Origin of the sequence: Klebsiella sp. CN_Kp075 (assembly GCF_040065055.2) — a bacterium.
Taxonomy (GTDB): Bacteria; Pseudomonadota; Gammaproteobacteria; order Enterobacterales; family Enterobacteriaceae; genus Klebsiella; species Klebsiella aerogenes.
Window position 1 is genome coordinate 1,967,120 of record NZ_CM198050.1, and the last position, 16,234, is coordinate 1,983,353.

Below are 16,234 nucleotides of genomic sequence, written 5' to 3' on the forward strand. Positions count from 1 at the left end.
CGGGAGCTACAGCGCGATGCTGTAGCTCCACTTGTATTAACCCTGATCGATAACCTTCACGCTTTTGCGCAGAATCGGGCAGTTGGTAATGCCGATAATACCGCTATCAGAGTGAACATATTGTGCGGTGGTGATGCCTTGCGCCGTCAGGTATTTGCACTGTAGTCCCAGCCCGCCAGCATTCTGATTGCTGCCAATTAATACGCCATAACCGCTTAATAATACGCCAATCCAGACGATCGCCAGTATGACAATAGAGCGAATGATCAATCGCATTGTTGCCTCGTTATTTGTATGATCCTGACGTTTATTCTGGCACGAACATTATTTGATACAAGTCTATGATTCCTAAACTCGCCTTTCGTATTACAGTTAGCCGCGGTTTAAGAAGGCCGTGTTATCCTGGCAACATCTGATTATGGTACGGAGAGTGGAGTGAAAAAATTACGCTGGGTTTTGCTGATTGTTGTCATAGCGGGCTGTTTACTGCTGTGGACTCAGATGCTTAACGTAATGTGCGATCAGGATGTGCAATTTTTCAGCGGTATTTGCGCTATTAACAAGTTCATCCCCTGGTAAGACATTTTTGTGCCGACGGATTTTCTTCTGCCGCGCGGGTGGTAGAATGAACGCCTTCTCTTTGAGGTGGTGAAATGAGTGAGTTATTGAATCCTGGGATTGTAAGTCTGGCGTCTCTGGCGCTTTCCGTTGTACTGCTGCTGGTGGGGTTGCTGCTGTGGTTCTTTGTGAATCGCGCCAGTTCACGTAGCAATGAGCAAATCGAACTGCTGCAGTCGCTGTTGGATCAACAAAAGCGGCAGAATGCGCTGCTGCGCCGTCTCTGTGAAGCCAATGAGCCGGAGAAAGAAGAGGTTGCTGAACCTTCAGCGGCTGAGAAGGAGAAAAACGACGACGATTTCATTCGTCTCGTTGCCGAACGTTAAGTTGATGAACAGGTGTGCACATCATGTGCGCGCCTGTGAGTGTCATAAAATTTAGCTATAACTTATTCTTATATAATCCCTTATTCCGCCTCAAACGTTTTCCGTTTAATGGATTAAACATCCATGCTCTATTTCACATATTGAATAATCTTTTGAGCTAATCAAAAAAAGTAATAACGAAACGTTTCTATTGCCTGCTGGCAATACGTTGTCATTAATGTTTCATTATTAACGTCTATTTTAGCGAATATTTGTGTCGTAACGAGTTAGCGGTTTAATTAACTCTACTACTGGCATAGTTCAGGCGATTTCCTCTTGTTCTTCAGCGCCATTTTCGCATCATTATGCACAATACGCCGCTGCGCCCCCTTAAATATGGCAGTTCGTATACGTACGTACCTGGACGAACAGAAGTTGTTGAGCTATGGTAAAAAAGTTGCATTTATCAGGCATACGTTATTGTTTGTTTGGTAACAATGCAAAGATAAGCCAGGCGCGGCAAAGACGCATAAATGTGCAGGCGATCAAATGATTTCCTGATAATTTGTGCGAACGATCGTGACACGTTTAAAAATGGCTTGCCATTATTTACGTTGTGTGTGATAACACGTTTCGGGTTAAACGAGGTACAGTTCTGTTTATGTGTGGCATTTTCAGTAAAGAAGTCCTGAGTAAACACGTTGTCGTTGAATACCGCTTCTCTGCCGAACCTTATATTAGTGCCTCATGCAGTTATGTGTCAGTTTTATCTATGTAAGCACCTGCGGGTGAAGAAAACAGTTTAAGGAATTTTGCAAATGGCAAAGATTAAAGGTCAAGTTAAGTGGTTCAACGAGTCTAAAGGTTTTGGCTTCATTACTCCGGCTGATGGCAGCAAAGACGTGTTCGTACACTTCTCTGCAATCCAGGGTAACGGCTTCAAAACTCTGGCTGAAGGCCAGAACGTTGAGTTCGAAATTCAGGACGGCCAGAAAGGTCCGGCTGCAGTTAACGTAACTGCTATCTGATTCAAGACCACTCATCTTGTAAGAAAGCCTCGCTACTGCGGGGCTTTTTAGCATCTGTTGCAAAGTATTTCCAATATTTCCCCTCCGACGCGCTTTGTTGCAAAACATCACCCTTATTAGCACTGTTTAGCAGTCTGTTTTGCCAATTTTCTGTTAAATCAGGTGGTTGCAAAATAATGCTGGAGCTACGGTGCAAAAGAATAAAAGTAAGTCCGCCACAAATTTTCTCCCTATCCGTTTTGGGTTGCTGTGTGTGGCGATTTTGGGATGTCTTGGATTTCTGCTGGCGAGGGTAGGTTGGCTGCAAATCGTCTCTCCGGATAATCTGGTTAAACAAGAGGATATGCGTTCGCTGCGCGAAGAACCCATTGCCGTAATGCGCGGAACTATCAGCGATCGTGAAGGACGCCCGCTGGCGGTGAGCGTGCCGGTAAGCGCAATCTGGATAGATCCACAGACCATGCTGGAGAAGGGCGGCGTCGGCTATGGCCCGCGCTGGCAGGCTATGGCGGAAGCATTGCATCTCGATCTTATTGAGCTCTCTCATCGGGTGCAGTCGCATCCCCATGCCCGATTCCTCTATCTGGCGCGCCAGGTTAATCCGGAACAGGCCGACTGGATCGATAAATTGCATCTCCCGGGCGTTTATTTGCGCGATGAGTCCCGCCGTTTTTATCCGGCCGGACACGTCGCCGCCAACCTGCTGGGCTTTACCAACGTAGATAATCAGGGGATTGAGGGAGTTGAGAAAAGTTTTAACAAACAGCTCATGGGCACGCCTGGGCGTCGGCTGGTGCGCAAAGACCGCCACGGTCATGTGATAGAAAATATTACCGAGCAGGCCCCCGTTCCGGCACATAACCTGCAACTTAGTATCGACGAGCGGCTGCAAACGGTCACGGAGGATGCGCTGGATAATGCCGTGCGTTGGAATAAGGCGGAATCAGGCGCGGCGGTGTTGATCAAGATTGATACCGGCGAAATCCTGTCGATGGCCAGCTATCCGGATTTTAACCCTAATAACCGCGACAGCGCCCAGCTCGATGATTTTCGAAATCGCGCTATCAGCGATACCTTTGAGCCGGGTTCAACGGTCAAACCGCTGGTGATTATGACCGCGTTACAGCAGGGTATCGTGCAGCCGGATAGCGTCGTCGATACCCATCCCTTTACGCTTGATGGTCATCGCATCCGCGACGTGGGTTATTATCCCGAGCTGACGCTCACCGGTATCCTGCAAAAATCGAGCGATACAGGAGTTTCGCACCTCTCACTGGCAATGCCGGTGCAACACTTGATCGACACTTATAAGGCCTTTGGCTTTGGCGACCCGACCGGGCTTGGCTTGACCGGCGAAAGCTCCGGGTTAATGCCGCATCGCCGTTATTGGGGTGAGCTGGATCGCGCCACCTTCGCTTTTGGCTATGGACTGATGGTAACTCCGCTGCAGCTGGCGCATGTCTATGCAACGATCGGCGGTTACGGTATTGAGCGCCCGCTGTCGATAACCCGTATCGACCCGCCTGTCATCGGTACGCGAGTCATGCCGCAAGAGATCGTGCATGAAGTTGAACATATGATGGAGAGCGTGGCGCTGCCGGGCGGCGGCGGTACAAAAGCGGCGGTACGTGATTATCGGATAGCGGTGAAAACCGGCACGGCGAAGAAAATTGGCCCTGACGGAAAATATATCGATAAATATGTCGCCTACACCGCCGGCGTGGCGCCGGCCAGTCAGCCGAAGTTTGCGCTGGTGGTGGTGATAAACGACCCCAGCAACGGTAAATACTACGGTGGGGCGGTATCCGCGCCGGTGTTCAGCCAGATCATGGGCGATGTGTTACGTCTGGAAAACGTGATGCCAGACGGTATGCCGCAAGGCTCTGAGAATCTTATCGTCATGCATAACCGCGAGGATCTGGCTCCCGCGTTGTAACAGTGGTCTGCGAGGGCGAATAGCGCTACACTTTCGCCCTTTCAGCGCCACCGGAGTTATCATGTCTTATACCTGCCCACTATGCCACGCGCCGCTTAGCCGCAGCGCAAATAGCTATATTTGCCCGCAGCGGCACCAGTTCGATCTGGCAAAGGAAGGGTATGTCAATTTACTGCCGGTGCAGTTCAAACGTTCACGTGACCCGGGCGATAGCGCTGAGATGATGCAGGCGCGTCGCGCCTTCCTTGATGGCGGCTATTATCAACCGTTGCGTGAGGCGATTTGCGGCTATCTGCGGACTTTCGCGCCGGGCGAGCTGCTGGATATCGGCTGCGGCGAGGGATACTACACGCATGCTTTCGCCGCCATTGCCGCACGCAGTTTCGGCCTCGACGTCTCAAAGTCGGCGATCCGCGCCGCCGCTAAACGTTACCCGCAGGTCGAATTCTGCGTGGCTTCCAGCCAACGATTGCCGTTTGCCGATCGCTCTCTGGATGCCGTCGTGCGTATTTATGCGCCCTGTAACGCGGACGAATTAGCGCGTGTAGTAAAAGCCGGCGGTTGGGTGATTACCGCTACGCCGGGGCCGCGCCATTTGATGGAGCTGAAAGGGCTGATCTACGATGAAGTTCGTCTGCATGAACAGAACCGGGAGGCAATGCCGGGCTTTACGCTGCGTCATGAGCAGCAGTTAGCGTATCCGATGCAGTTGAGCGGCGCGCAGGCGGAAGCATTACTACAGATGACGCCGTTTGCCTGGCGAGCGAAACCGGAAGTTCGTGAGTCACTGCGCGAGCAGGAAACTTTTAGCTGCCAGACCGATTTCATGATCCACTGCTGGCAGCGCGAAGCGTAAGCGCTAAGGGGCGAAATGGCTCCACAGAATCTGTGCGCCGATACCGATTAGCACAATACCCCCGAGAATTTCGGCCCGTTTGCCGAGCAGCGGGCCGATAAAGCGGCCAACCATAATTCCCAGCGTCGACATGGTAAAGGTGGCGCAGCCGATAGCCAGCGCGGTGGCGATAATATTGACCTGCAGGAAAGCAAGACCCACGCCGACCGCCATCGCATCAAGACTGGTAGCGAATGCGGTGGTCACCAGCAGCCAGAAGCCGTGGCGGCGCGGCGCTTCACACTCCTCGTCATCACCGCCGCGAAAACCTTCAATGACCATACGCCCGCCGAGAAACACCAGCAGCACGAACGCGATCCAGTGGTTCCATTCCAGCACAAACTGGCTGGCCAACATGCCAAGGCCCCAGCCGACCAGCGGCGTCAGGGTTTCGATCGCGCCGAATATAAGACCGGTACGCAGCGCTTCGGAGAACTTGGGTTTATGCAGGGTGGCGCCTTTACCGATAGAAGCGGCAAACGCGTCCATCGACATGCCGAAGGCAAGAAGAATAGTGGCAGATATGTTCATGAGCGTGTCCTGACCGGGGAATATCCATATGACACATCGCTGCCCCCAGTAAACATACGCGGAGCTTGAGCATAACGTACAGCAGTGATGTATCTATGGTCTCGCCTGATTGAACGACCGCTCAACCCGTACGTGCCACGTTTTGCAACGAGTATGTTGACACGTACATTTTCCACCTGCGGAAAATCGGCTACTCCCCAACGACGGGCGCAACCTTAACATATTTTTAGAAGATAAAACAATCACAGAAAAATAATATTAGCAACAATAAATGATAACGATTTTCATTTAAAATATTAAGTGAAGGATTGGTTAAATAATATAACGAGGAGCGGTGAGTAAATATAGCCATGGCTATATATTCCGGCATCAATGAATGGCGAAAATATAGCGCAGGCTATCTTTGTAACTTATTGACTGGTAACAAGTAATTTGTATATTTTTTCCAGGTCGTCGATATTTCGTACGCGAATAAGCAGGCGCCGCTGCTCTAATTGCATCACCAGTACGCCGTCTTCCGACAAATTCATTGCTTTAATGCGCGGATATTCAATCCACACGTTGGCAAAGAAAAAGCCGCTCTTTTTGAACAAAATTCGCGGCGTACGGATCCAGAACAGATATAGCCCCATTAATGCCAGCGCAGATAATAACCAGGTGGTGATCATTTCACCGTGGCTGGCGATATTGTTGTAGATGAGAATCGCCGTCAGGCCGACGAAAATCATCCCGTCGACCCGTCCACGACGCAGCAGGGGGATTGATAGCAGGGTGGGGCCATGGCGGCGCGGCATGATGAATTGGTCGTAGATAGCGAAAGCCACCAGGGCGACGATAAACAGAATGAGCACCAGCTCCGTGATTGCCATTGATCCTCCAGGCTGCGTGGGCCTTCGCACAGGCGCACGTTTTAACGCTAAAAAAAAGCCGGGGACAAAGCTGTCCCCGGCCTACAACGTGACGATTATTGACCCAGCAGGCCGACCGCGTAGCCGGCGATACCGATGACGAAGAAGCCAACGATGATCCACAGCGGGTTGACTTTCTTACGCAACAGCCACATACAGGCGAAGGTCAGCAGCAGTGGCACCAGTCCCGGCATCAGCTGGTCAAGGATGGTCTGCACGGTGGTCACACGAGTCTGACCATCCTGACCGGTGATAGTGGAAACCACCAGCGGGATATTAACGTGCGTCCATTTGTTGACCAGAGCTCCCATGACAAACAGGCCGAGGATTGACGCCCCCTCAGTCAGTTTCTGCAGGAAGCCGCCGCCCATATCCTTAACGATGTCCACGCCTTTACGATAGCCATATGCTACGCCGTAGTAGCGGGTCAGCAGACGCACGGCATTGAACAGGATAAAGAATAACAGCGGACCGAGCAGGCTACCGCTCATCGCGATACCGGCGCCGAGCGCGGCGAATACAGGGCGTACGGTACCCCAGAAGATCGGGTCGCCGACGCCTGCCAGCGGCCCCATCAGGCCAACTTTGATACCGTTGATTGCGCCATCGTCGATTTCCGCGCCGTTAGCACGCTGCTCTTCCATCGCCAGGGTTACGCCGAGTACCGGCGCCGCGACGTACGGATGGGTGTTGAAGAACTCAAGGTGACGCTTAATAGCCTGCTTACGCGCATCGTTGTTCTCAGGGTACAGGCGACGGATTGCCGGAACCATAGAGAAGCAGAAGCCCAGCGCCTGCATACGTTCGAAGTTCCATGAACCCTGGAACAGGTTAGAACGAATGAACACGCCACGAATATCACTCTGAGTGAGTTTTTTCTCGGTGGTATTTTTAGTCATATCAACCATTTCGCTCACCTGTTAGTCCAGTTCGTTATCGAGATCGTTGTTACCAGCCGCCTGAGCCGGGGCACCCGCTACGCGGTTATATTTCGGGCTCAGCTGAATGTAGAGAATGGCCATGACGGCACCAATCACCCCCAGCGCAACCAGGTTGAAATTGGTGAAGGCCGCGGTGACGAAACCGAGGTAGAAGAACGGCATCAGGTAGCCCGCGCGCATCATGTTGATGACCATCGCGTAACCGACGACGACGATCATACCGCCCGCGATGTTCAGACCGCCAGTTACCACTTCCGGAATAGCGTTCAGCAGACCCTGAACTTCGCTGGTGCCGACAGAGATGGCTACGATAACCGCCGGGATGGCGATACGCATCGCCTGCAGGAACAGCGAGGAAACGTGCAGCCAGGAGATGGCCGTCAGGTTACCGTTTTCAGCGGCTTTATCCGCCGCGTGCTGGAAGGCAACGGTGATGGTACGCACGATAATGGTCAGAACCTGGCCTGCCGCCGCCAGCGGGATAGCCAGCGCGATACCGGCGCCGATGCTTTGGTGGCCGGCGATAACCAGTACGGTAGAAATAATGGACGCCAGCGCGGCATCAGGCGCAACCGCCGCACCGATGTTCATCCAGCCCAGGGCGATCATTTCCAGCGTACCGCCGATGATGATACCGGTTTTCATGTCGCCGAGAACGGCGCCGATTAAGGTACAGGCGACCAGAGGACGGTGGAACTGAAATTCATCAAGTACCGACTCCATACCCGCAATACACGCGACGATGAACACCAGCACAATCTGAAGAAGGGTAATCTCCATTGTACTTCTCCTGTTGATTAAGTCTTAAAGTGAAAATTGGCTCGCGAGCGCCGGGTTATTTATCCACCTTGGCGATCAAATCCATCATTTTCAGTTTCTGGTCGGTGGAAACTTTGCGCGCTTCCAGTTCAATACCGCGGGCATTCAGTTTTTTGAATGCTTCGATATCGGTTTCATCGACCGAAATCGCGTTATTCACCTGCGTTTTACCCTGACGGAAAGCCATACCGCCGATGTTGACGCTGGTAATTTTCACGCCGCCTTCAACAATACGTTCAACGTCCGTTGGGTTGGTAAATAACAGCATGACGCGTTCGCCGGCGTATTTCGGGTTGTTGTAAACGCGAATCATCTTCGCGACATCAACAACGTGAGCGGTCACGCCCGGAGGAGCCACCTGGGTCAGCAGCGTTTTACGCACCGTATCGGCGGCGACTTCATCGCTGACCACGATAATGCGGGTGACGTTGGTCTCTTTGGTCCAGCGGGTCGCAACCTGGCCGTGGATAAGACGGTCATCGATACGCGCCAGGCCAATCACCATGTAATCATTTGGACCCATCGGTTTAGCGGGTGTCGCCGCTTTTGGCGCGGCCGCCTGCACCGGTGCCGCTTTTTCAACCGGTTTGGCTTTCAGCGCTTTCACGCCTTCGCTACCGGTTTCCACCGCCAGCGCCACCAGCTCATCAAACGACGGATCGTCGTCGCGGGCCATGAAGGTTTCGACCAGCATCGGGACGTTGACGCCAGCGATCACTTCATAGTTTTCTTTATCAACAACAATGCGGCTTGCCGCGTTGAATGGACTACCGCCCCACGTATCGACGAGGAACAGCACGCCTTTTGTGGTATCCAGTTTTGCCAGCTGTGCATTGTACTTTTCGATCAGCGTTTCGGCGTTTTCACCGGGAACGAAATCGATCCAGCCAACGTTTTCCTGCTCGCCCAACAGCATTTCTGCGGTTTTCAGCAGTTGTTCTGCAGCCCAACCATGTGTGCCTATTACAATAGCAATCGTCACTTGCTACCTCCGTTATTATGGTGAATGCATCATCTGGTCTGATACATCCTGAATCACTCTTGTGGAAAAATCGATTCAGTAAGGGTGTAAGATCTAATTTAATTACTACCGCGAATTATTTTAGATAGTGAAAAAATAATTAATGTGATGGAGCTCCGTAAATTACGCTTCGATAATCAATAATTTCGCAGCGCAAAAAATAGCCTTAGCTATTGCAAAGACAGGTAAATTTTTGCCAATTCTGCGCTATATTTTGCTATGTTTAGCTTCCGTTTAATTACTCAGGAGTATAGGGCATAGCCCGCCGTATGGACCGTCATCGACGTCTTTTCACCCTCAGGCACTCGTCTGCCGCCTCTACCTCACACGCTTTTTTACCAGCAACTATTGTTTCGCCGGTGCATGACATCGCGATGACTACCGCTGTCGTTAACGGGAGCCGCTCATGGAATTCTTAATGGATCCCACCATTTGGGCTGGCCTGCTGACGCTGGTGGTCCTCGAAATTGTTCTGGGTATCGATAACCTGGTCTTTATCGCCATCCTTGCCGATAAACTACCGCCAAAACAGCGTGATAAGGCACGTATCATCGGCCTGTCGCTGGCGCTGATTATGCGTCTGGGGTTGCTCTCGGTTATCTCGTGGATGGTCACCTTGACCAAGCCTTTGATAAGCATAGGCGATTTTTCGTTCTCCGGGCGCGATCTGATCATGCTGGTCGGCGGTATCTTCCTGCTATTCAAGGCGACGACAGAGTTGCATGAACGACTGGAGAACCGCCAGCATGATGCCGGCCACGGCAAAGGCTATGCCAGCTTCTGGGTGGTAGTGCTACAAATTGTGGTGCTGGATGCCGTCTTCTCGCTTGATGCGGTGATTACCGCCGTCGGCATGGTGAACCATTTGCCGGTGATGATGGCTGCGGTTGTCATCGCGATGATCCTGATGCTGTTGGCTTCGAAGCCGTTAACCCGCTTCGTGAACCAGCACCCGACGGTTGTCGTGCTGTGTCTGAGCTTCCTGCTGATGATCGGTCTGAGTCTGGTGGCAGAAGGCTTTGGCTTCCATATTCCTAAGGGCTATTTGTACGCGGCGATTGGCTTCTCGATAACCATTGAGTTCTTTAACCAGGTGGCGCGGCGTAACTTTATCCGCCACCAGTCGACGTTGCCGCTGCGCGCGCGTACCGCTGATGCGATTCTGCGCCTGATGGGCGGTCGCAAACAGGCGGCCGTCGCGCACGATAGCGATAGCCCGGCGGCAGTGCCGGTGCCGGAAGGCGCGTTTGCTGAAGAAGAACGCTATATGATTAACGGCGTGCTGACCCTGGCGCAGCGTTCATTGCGCAGCATCATGACCCCGCGAGGCGAAATTAGCTGGGTGGATGCTGAGCAGAGCGAAGAAGAAATTCGTCGCCAGCTGCTTTCGTCTCCGCACAGCATGTTCCCGGTTTGCCGCGGTGAGCTTGATGAAATCATCGGTATTGTACGCGCCAAAGAGATGCTGGTGGCGCTGGAAGCGGGCGAGAACGTTGCCGCAATGGCTTCCGCTTCTCCGGCGATTGTGGTGCCGGAAACGCTGGACCCGATCAACCTGCTGGGCGTGCTGCGCCGGGCGCGCGGTAGCTTTGTCATCGTCACCAACGAATTTGGTGTGGTGCAGGGGCTGGTGACGCCGCTGGACGTCCTGGAAGCGATTGCCGGTGAGTTCCCGGATGCGGATGAAACGCCGGAAATTGTGCTGGATGGCGAGGGGTGGTTAATCAAAGGCTCAACCGACCTCCACGCGCTGCAGCAGGCGCTGGGGCTGGACGACCTGGTCAACGAAGACGATGATATCGCTACCGTTGCCGGGCTGGTTATCTCCGCGAACGGCCATATCCCGCGGGTAGGCGATGTTGTGGAACTGCCGCCGCTGCAGTTTACCATTGTTGAAGCGAACGATTACCGCGTCGATCTGGTACGGGTTATTAAAACCGTACACGATAACGACGAAGAAGAGTAATGTCGAACCCGCCGGGCTAAACTTGCCCGGCGGGTTGTTTTTTACCCCCAGTCGCCGCCAGACGGTGCTTCTCCTCCGCCAGCCAGCGCGGAAAATCCTCTACCGGTAACGGGCGGGCATAATAATATCCCTGTAGTAAATCCACGCCGTGGCTGCGCATGTAATTCTTCTGTTCCTGAGTTTCGACCCCTTCGGCAATGGTGACGATTTTGAGCCGGTGCGCCAGGGCGATAATCATATCGGTCACCGTCGCGTTGACGCCATCAATGCCAATGGCGCCGGTATAAGACTTATCAATCTTCAGTACATCCGGGCGGAGTTTTTCCAGCCAGGACAAAGAACTGTTGCCGGTGCCGAAGTCATCAATGGCCAGCTGGACGCCTTTAAAATGCAGGTGCTCCGCCATGTGGTGATCGCCCTCACGCAGGACATCGCGTTCAGTCAGCTCGACCACCAGCTGCTGTACCGGATTAGCGCTGAACCAATAGGTGTGCAGATCGCGCAGCAGTTCGCCATTACTGAAATGACGCGCCGCCACGTTAATACCAATATGAAAATTGGCATCCTGCGGGAAATAATGTAGCCGGCGGGCGGTTTCGGCGATGACGTAGCGGGTCAGGGGGACTATCAGGTTGTAGCCTTCAGCAATAGGAATAAAAACATCCGGTGAGATATTGCCGCGGCGCGGATTGTTCCAGCGCAGCAAAATTTCCACGCCGCAGCACTGCTGGGTGCGTAAATCCTGCAGCGGCTGGCACCATACCTCGAACTCGTGGGCGGCGATACCCAGGGTTATTTCGCGCGAAAAAGTCATTCGTCCTGCGGTCGTCAGCCAGGCGATACCGGTCATCAACAGGCTGAACATCAGCGCCAGCGGTAATTCAGCGGGCAGCTCTTCTAAGGCCACCGCGGAGGCTCCCGGGCCGCTGATGTTGATGGTATAGGGGAACTGGCTGGAACTTTGCCGGTAAATTATCGGCAGACCCGGCAACTGATGACTTTCGACGACGCCGACATCGCTGAGAAAGCTCTTGTTGCCTACAGTGAGGCTGATGTCGCTTATGAGCGATGATTTTTCTTTGAGAATCAATTCGCCAAGCAGCTCGATATTAATAATTAACAACGCGCCGTCGGCGCCGCTCACGGAGGAGGGATACCACTGGATCAGTACCGGCGTGCCTTTGAGCAGTGAGTTGTCGGTTGAAAAGGCCAGCAGCGGCTTTACCGTCGGCAGTGTGGGCTGTAGCTGATGAATGGCCACATGGCGCGGGCCAAAAATGCTGGAGCAGTAGGCCATCCCGGACTGAACAAGGATGATTGAGCGCACGGTCTGTAGCGTGGCTGCGGTTTTACGCAGTTCAAGATGTACATCCTGACAGGGTTTGCCGACCATACTTAGCAGGGTAGCGTGTTTTGCCGCCAGCGGTTGCAGGATATTGTCCATCGCGATCACCATATTGCGGGTCACCGTCTGGATACGCTGCTGATTTTGGCTACGCTGTGAAATAAATCGGATTGTCAGGGTGACGGCAAGCGTCAGAAATGCAACGGCCAGGCACACCAGAATGCGCTTGCGGCGATATGTCGAAATGACCTTCTGTGCATTTTGCATGCGCGGCGCCCTGTCGGCTAAATAGAGGAATAAGAGTAACAGCCGGCTTAAAGCAAGTGTAGTGGGTAAGATAAGTTGGTGGGAGAAAAAGAAAAATGCGCCCGGAAAGGGCGCATTTCACAGACGCGTTTTAGTCACACTGCACTTTGATCGCCAGGCCGCCGCGAGAGGTTTCGCGATATTTGGCGTTCATGTCTTTACCCGTTTCGTACATGGTCTCGATAACTTTATCGAGAGAGACGCGCGGTTCGCTGGTGCGGCGCATCGCCATACGCGCGGCGTTAATCGCCTTCACGGAGGCGATAGCGTTACGCTCGATGCACGGCACCTGAACCTGTCCGGCGACCGGGTCGCAGGTCAGGCCGAGGTTATGTTCCATGCCGATCTCCGCCGCCACGCAAACCTGCTCCGGGCTGGCGCCGAGCAGTTCAGCCAGGCCCGCCGCCGCCATTGAACAGGCGACGCCGACTTCGCCCTGACAGCCGACTTCAGCGCCTGAAATGGACGCGTTCATCTTATACAGCGCGCCAATCGCGCCGGACGCCATAAAGTAGCGAATATAGATATCCGGGCTGACGGACTCGATAAAGTGATCGTAATAGGCGAGCACCGCCGGAACGATACCACAGGCGCCGTTGGTCGGCGCGGTAACGACGCGGCCGCCGGCGGCGTTCTCTTCGTTGACCGCCAGCGCGAACATGTTCACCCAGTCGACAACGTTCATCGGATCGTTAGACAGTTTATCGCTGGCGACCAGCAGGCGACGCAGCGCCGAAGCACGACGCGGCACGCGCAGCGGCCCCGGCAGCACGCCTTCGGTGTTCATGCCGCGATCGATACAGGCGCGCATGGTTTGCCAGACGTTTTCGAAATAGGCTTCGATCTCTTGCTTGCTGTGCAGCGCCAGTTCGTTTTGCATCACCATGCCGGAGAGCGACAGACCGGTTTCTTTGCAATAGCCCAGCATTTCCTGCGCCGACTTAAACGGATACGGAACCTGCAGTTCGCTCGCGTCTTCTTTGCCGAAATGCTCTTCGTCGACGATAAAACCGCCGCCGATTGAATAGTAAGTTTTGCTGTAGATTTCTTTCTCGCCGGCCCAGGCATGGATAGTCATGCCGTTTTCGTGCAGCGGCAGGTTGTCGCTACGAAAACGCATGCCGTCATCCGCCGGGAAGTCGACTTCGTGTTGCCCGTTTGCCAGCAGCAGACGGCCGCGAGTTTCAACGTCGCGGATAAATGCCGGGATCGCGTCAATATCGACCGTTGCAGGCAGATTGCCCGCCAGCCCCATGATAATGGCGATGTCCGTGTGGTGGCCTTTGCCGGTTAATGAAAGCGACCCATAAACGTCAACGGCGACGCGCGTCACTTCATTAAGCAATCCCTTTTCGACCAGGTCATCGACGAACTGTTTACCGGCCTTCATCGGCCCTACAGTATGGGAAGATGAGGGACCAATCCCCACCTTGAACATGTCGAATATACTAATCACGATAACACTCCTGACAGGGTTACCGCGGTTGCGGTAACGATGTAATAACTGCGCATAGTGTAAGAGGGAACCGGGTTGTCAGCTTAACTATTCACATGAATTAAACTAATGGATAACCTTGGTTTTACTAATAGTGCGAGCGGCTTCGCATTACTTATTATAGCTAAGGGCGAGTGCCGATTTGCAGCGCCAGCTCGCGAATAATGCCGGCGGTCATTCCCCAGACAAAATAATGTTGGTACCACGATAGCCAGACGCGATGAGAATTACCGCGCCGATGGATGTCCAGCGGGTGGTAGCGACCCAGGCGCAGCGCCTCTTCCAGCGGCATTTCAAACACCGCAGACACCTCGTCCTGACTGGCATGATAGTGCAGGTCCGGGGGGATTATGCCGACCACCGGCGTCACCTGAAAGCCGGTGACGCTGTCGACCGGCGGCAGCACGCCGATCACTTCCACGGCTTCCGGCGGGATCGCCACTTCTTCCTGCGCCTCGCGCAGCGCGGCGGCGATCAATGTAGCGTCGGTGTTATCAACTGCGCCGCCGGGGAAGGCGACCTGGCCCGCGTGCTTGCGCAGCAGCGGCGAACGCTGGGTCAGCAACAGTCCCGGCTGCGGGCGACGGACAATCGGCACCAGTACCGCCGCCTGGCGCTGGTTCAGCGACTGCGGCGAGGGCTGCGGGCGCAGCAGTTGAAAACGGGAAAGAAAGTCGTCCAGATCGAGGGCGTTAGCCGCCATGTTCTAGCTCTCCAGTTGATGCAGGATACGGTTAACTTTATCAAAAGTTTCCTGATATTCCGCGGCTTCTTCGCTGTCCGCCACGATACCGCCGCCCGCTGAGCAGTACAGTTGGCCCTGCCAGGCGGTGATCGTACGGATAGTAATGCTGGTATCCATATTGCCGCACAAGCTGAGATATCCAATGCTGCCGCACCATGCGTTGCGTCGCTGCGGTTCAAGTTCATCGATAATCTCCATGGCGCGAACTTTCGGGGCGCCGGTAATGGAGCCGCCAGGGAAGGCCGCGCGCAGCAGATCGCTGGCATCAAGCGTAGCAGGCAATCGTGCGGTGATGGTGCTCACCAGGTGATGCACCGCCGGGAACGGTTCGACCACAAACAGTTCCGGTACGCGAACGCTGCCCGGCACGGCGACGCGGCCGATATCATTGCGCATCAGATCGACAATCATTAAATTCTCGGCGCGGTCTTTCGGCGAGTTGGCGAGCGTCGCCGCCTGGCGTGCGTCCTCCTGCGGGGAATCGAGTCGCGGCAGCGTGCCTTTAATGGGGCGCGTCTGGATGTCACCCTGATGCAATTGAATAAAACGTTCCGGAGACAGGCTTAAAATCGCCCCTTCCGGCAGGCGAATAAAAGCGCTGAACGGCGCGCGGTTAGCGGCATTAAGCTTACAGAATGCCTGCCATTCGTCGCCGCGGTAGCGGGCCTGGAAACGCTGCGCCAGGTTGACCTGATAACAGTCGCCGCTGCGCAGATACGCCTGCACCTGGCGGAATTTTTCGCCGTACTGCTGGCGGCTCATATTCGATTGCCAGCAGGAGGTCAGGGCGAATGCTTCACCCGGCTCACGTATTTGCGACTCCAGCCACTGCAGGCGCTGTTGCGGATCGTCGTAACTGAGCAGCGACACCTGCTGGCGTTGATGATCGACGATCAGCGCCCAGTCATAAATGCCGACCGCCATCTCCGGCAGGGCGATATCAGCCTGCGCTTGCGTCGGCAGACGTTCAAAGCGACGGCCAAGATCGTAGCCGAATAACCCCAGCGCGCCGCCGAGAAACGGCAGGTTTTCATCGGCCTGCGGCGTTAACTGACAGCGATCCAACTGCTGTTGCAGCAGCTGCAGCGGATCGTCCTGCGAGACAAATTCGCCTTCACCGTCGCAGACACAGGTTTGCTCGCCGCGGGTAACCAGCGTCGCGCGCGGTTCGGCGACGATAATATCGAAACGGCTATACGGATGGTCGGCGAAGCCGGAGTGCAGCTGCATCGCCCACGGCGTGGCGCTTAACGGCGCGAAATAGCGTTCGGCGGCATCCGGGCGCCAGGGCAGGGTAATAATAGCGGGGGACAACATTAACCTCGATCCTAATGTGCCGCCCACTGGCGAAATGGCGGACGGCGTGAAATAATTA

General features: G+C 54.3%; 16 protein-coding genes, 1 pseudogene and 1 riboswitch. Of the genes and pseudogenes, 7 read left to right on the forward strand and 10 right to left on the reverse strand.

Annotation, left to right across the window (positions count from 1 at the left end; translation table 11 throughout):
- Positions 1-36: 36 nt before the first annotated feature.
- On the reverse strand, positions 37-276 hold the full coding sequence (locus ABLV78_RS09345; RefSeq protein WP_015705933.1) for a YobH family protein: 240 nt from the start codon (positions 274-276) through the stop codon (positions 37-39).
- 159 nt (positions 277-435) lie between these two features.
- On the opposite strand from ABLV78_RS09345, the gene mgrB reads away from it, so the two are divergent.
- The 6 genes and pseudogenes from mgrB (at position 436) to rlmA (ending at position 4,743) form a co-directional block, all read left to right on the forward strand.
- Positions 436-579, forward strand: a complete 144-nt coding sequence (mgrB, locus tag ABLV78_RS09350) for a PhoP/PhoQ regulatory lipoprotein MgrB (RefSeq protein ID WP_015366032.1) — start codon at positions 436-438, stop codon at positions 577-579.
- A 74-nt stretch (positions 580-653) separates the two neighbouring features.
- On the forward strand, positions 654-944 hold the full coding sequence (locus tag ABLV78_RS09355) for a YebO family protein (RefSeq protein ID WP_045390380.1): 291 nt from the start codon (positions 654-656) through the stop codon (positions 942-944).
- A gap of 640 nt (positions 945-1,584) precedes the next feature.
- Positions 1,585-1,729: pseudogene (locus tag ABLV78_RS09360) on the forward strand (DUF2627 domain-containing protein).
- 12 nt (positions 1,730-1,741) lie between these two features.
- The gene (gene cspE / locus ABLV78_RS09365) at positions 1,742-1,951 is read left to right on the forward strand and encodes a transcription antiterminator/RNA stability regulator CspE (RefSeq protein WP_001062678.1); all 210 of its coding nucleotides are present in this window, start codon (positions 1,742-1,744) and stop codon (positions 1,949-1,951) included.
- A gap of 190 nt (positions 1,952-2,141) precedes the next feature.
- On the forward strand, positions 2,142-3,887 hold the full coding sequence (gene ftsI2, locus ABLV78_RS09370; protein WP_045390382.1) for a peptidoglycan DD-transpeptidase FtsI2/PBP3(PARA): 1,746 nt from the start codon (positions 2,142-2,144) through the stop codon (positions 3,885-3,887).
- Positions 3,888-3,948: 61 nt separating this feature from the next.
- Positions 3,949-4,743: a 23S rRNA (guanine(745)-N(1))-methyltransferase gene (gene rlmA / locus ABLV78_RS09375; RefSeq protein ID WP_045390384.1), complete on the forward strand. Its 795-nt coding sequence runs from the start codon at positions 3,949-3,951 to the stop codon at positions 4,741-4,743.
- A gap of 3 nt (positions 4,744-4,746) precedes the next feature.
- Here rlmA and mntP read toward each other — a convergent pair whose 3' ends face one another.
- From mntP to manX, 5 genes are all read right to left on the reverse strand, one after another.
- The gene (mntP, locus tag ABLV78_RS09380) at positions 4,747-5,313 is read right to left on the reverse strand and encodes a manganese efflux pump MntP (RefSeq protein ID WP_045390386.1); all 567 of its coding nucleotides are present in this window, start codon (positions 5,311-5,313) and stop codon (positions 4,747-4,749) included.
- A gap of 61 nt (positions 5,314-5,374) precedes the next feature.
- Positions 5,375-5,524: riboswitch (yybP-ykoY riboswitch) on the reverse strand.
- Positions 5,525-5,723: 199 nt separating this feature from the next.
- Entirely contained in the window at positions 5,724-6,182 is a 459-nt protein-coding gene (locus tag ABLV78_RS09385; RefSeq protein WP_047045286.1) for a DUF986 family protein, read from the reverse strand.
- 95 nt (positions 6,183-6,277) lie between these two features.
- Positions 6,278-7,129 (reverse strand): PTS mannose transporter subunit IID, encoded by an 852-nt coding sequence (locus tag ABLV78_RS09390; protein WP_015366038.1) that lies wholly within the window; start codon positions 7,127-7,129, stop codon positions 6,278-6,280.
- A gap of 12 nt (positions 7,130-7,141) precedes the next feature.
- On the reverse strand, positions 7,142-7,942 hold the full coding sequence (locus tag ABLV78_RS09395; RefSeq protein WP_015366039.1) for a PTS mannose/fructose/sorbose transporter subunit IIC: 801 nt from the start codon (positions 7,940-7,942) through the stop codon (positions 7,142-7,144).
- A gap of 55 nt (positions 7,943-7,997) precedes the next feature.
- A complete protein-coding gene (manX, locus tag ABLV78_RS09400; RefSeq protein ID WP_045390392.1) occupies positions 7,998-8,963 on the reverse strand; it encodes a PTS mannose transporter subunit IIAB in 966 nt (321 codons plus the stop codon).
- Between the two features lie 445 nt (positions 8,964-9,408).
- Here manX and yoaE point away from each other — a divergent pair, with 445 nt between their 5' ends.
- Positions 9,409-10,968 (forward strand): CNNM family cation transport protein YoaE, encoded by a 1,560-nt coding sequence (yoaE, locus tag ABLV78_RS09405; RefSeq protein ID WP_045390395.1) that lies wholly within the window; start codon positions 9,409-9,411, stop codon positions 10,966-10,968.
- Between the two features lie 16 nt (positions 10,969-10,984).
- On the opposite strand, the gene pdeD is transcribed toward yoaE, so the two are convergent.
- The 4 genes from pdeD to pabB form a co-directional block, all read right to left on the reverse strand.
- The gene (gene pdeD / locus ABLV78_RS09410) at positions 10,985-12,580 is read right to left on the reverse strand and encodes a cyclic di-3',5'-guanosine monophosphate phosphodiesterase PdeD (protein WP_165430685.1); all 1,596 of its coding nucleotides are present in this window, start codon (positions 12,578-12,580) and stop codon (positions 10,985-10,987) included.
- 130 nt (positions 12,581-12,710) lie between these two features.
- Entirely contained in the window at positions 12,711-14,075 is a 1,365-nt protein-coding gene (gene sdaA, locus ABLV78_RS09415) for an L-serine ammonia-lyase (RefSeq protein WP_015705929.1), read from the reverse strand.
- Between the two features lie 163 nt (positions 14,076-14,238).
- A complete protein-coding gene (locus tag ABLV78_RS09420; protein ID WP_015705928.1) occupies positions 14,239-14,817 on the reverse strand; it encodes a CoA pyrophosphatase in 579 nt (192 codons plus the stop codon).
- 3 nt (positions 14,818-14,820) lie between these two features.
- Entirely contained in the window at positions 14,821-16,176 is a 1,356-nt protein-coding gene (pabB, locus tag ABLV78_RS09425) for an aminodeoxychorismate synthase component 1 (protein ID WP_047045276.1), read from the reverse strand.
- Between the last annotated feature and the right edge of the window lie 58 nt (positions 16,177-16,234).

Bases quoted from the DNA above. Each gene is read 5' to 3' on its own strand.
- cspE (WP_001062678.1), top strand. From the start codon at position 1,742: ATGGCAAAGATTAAAGGTCAAGTTAAGTGGTTCAACGAGTCTAAAGGT.
- pdeD (WP_165430685.1), bottom strand. From the start codon at position 12,580: ATGCAAAATGCACAGAAGGTCATTTCGACATATCGCCGCAAGCGCATT.
- ABLV78_RS09385 (WP_047045286.1), bottom strand. From the start codon at position 6,182: ATGGCAATCACGGAGCTGGTGCTCATTCTGTTTATCGTCGCCCTGGTG.
- ABLV78_RS09345 (WP_015705933.1), bottom strand. From the start codon at position 276: ATGCGATTGATCATTCGCTCTATTGTCATACTGGCGATCGTCTGGATT.
- ABLV78_RS09355 (WP_045390380.1), top strand. From the start codon at position 654: ATGAGTGAGTTATTGAATCCTGGGATTGTAAGTCTGGCGTCTCTGGCG.
- ABLV78_RS09390 (WP_015366038.1), bottom strand. From the start codon at position 7,129: ATGGTTGATATGACTAAAAATACCACCGAGAAAAAACTCACTCAGAGT.
- ABLV78_RS09395 (WP_015366039.1), bottom strand. From the start codon at position 7,942: ATGGAGATTACCCTTCTTCAGATTGTGCTGGTGTTCATCGTCGCGTGT.
- rlmA (WP_045390384.1), top strand. From the start codon at position 3,949: ATGTCTTATACCTGCCCACTATGCCACGCGCCGCTTAGCCGCAGCGCA.
- pabB (WP_047045276.1), bottom strand. From the start codon at position 16,176: ATGTTGTCCCCCGCTATTATTACCCTGCCCTGGCGCCCGGATGCCGCC.
- mntP (WP_045390386.1), bottom strand. From the start codon at position 5,313: ATGAACATATCTGCCACTATTCTTCTTGCCTTCGGCATGTCGATGGAC.
- yoaE (WP_045390395.1), top strand. From the start codon at position 9,409: ATGGAATTCTTAATGGATCCCACCATTTGGGCTGGCCTGCTGACGCTG.
- ABLV78_RS09420 (WP_015705928.1), bottom strand. From the start codon at position 14,817: ATGGCGGCTAACGCCCTCGATCTGGACGACTTTCTTTCCCGTTTTCAA.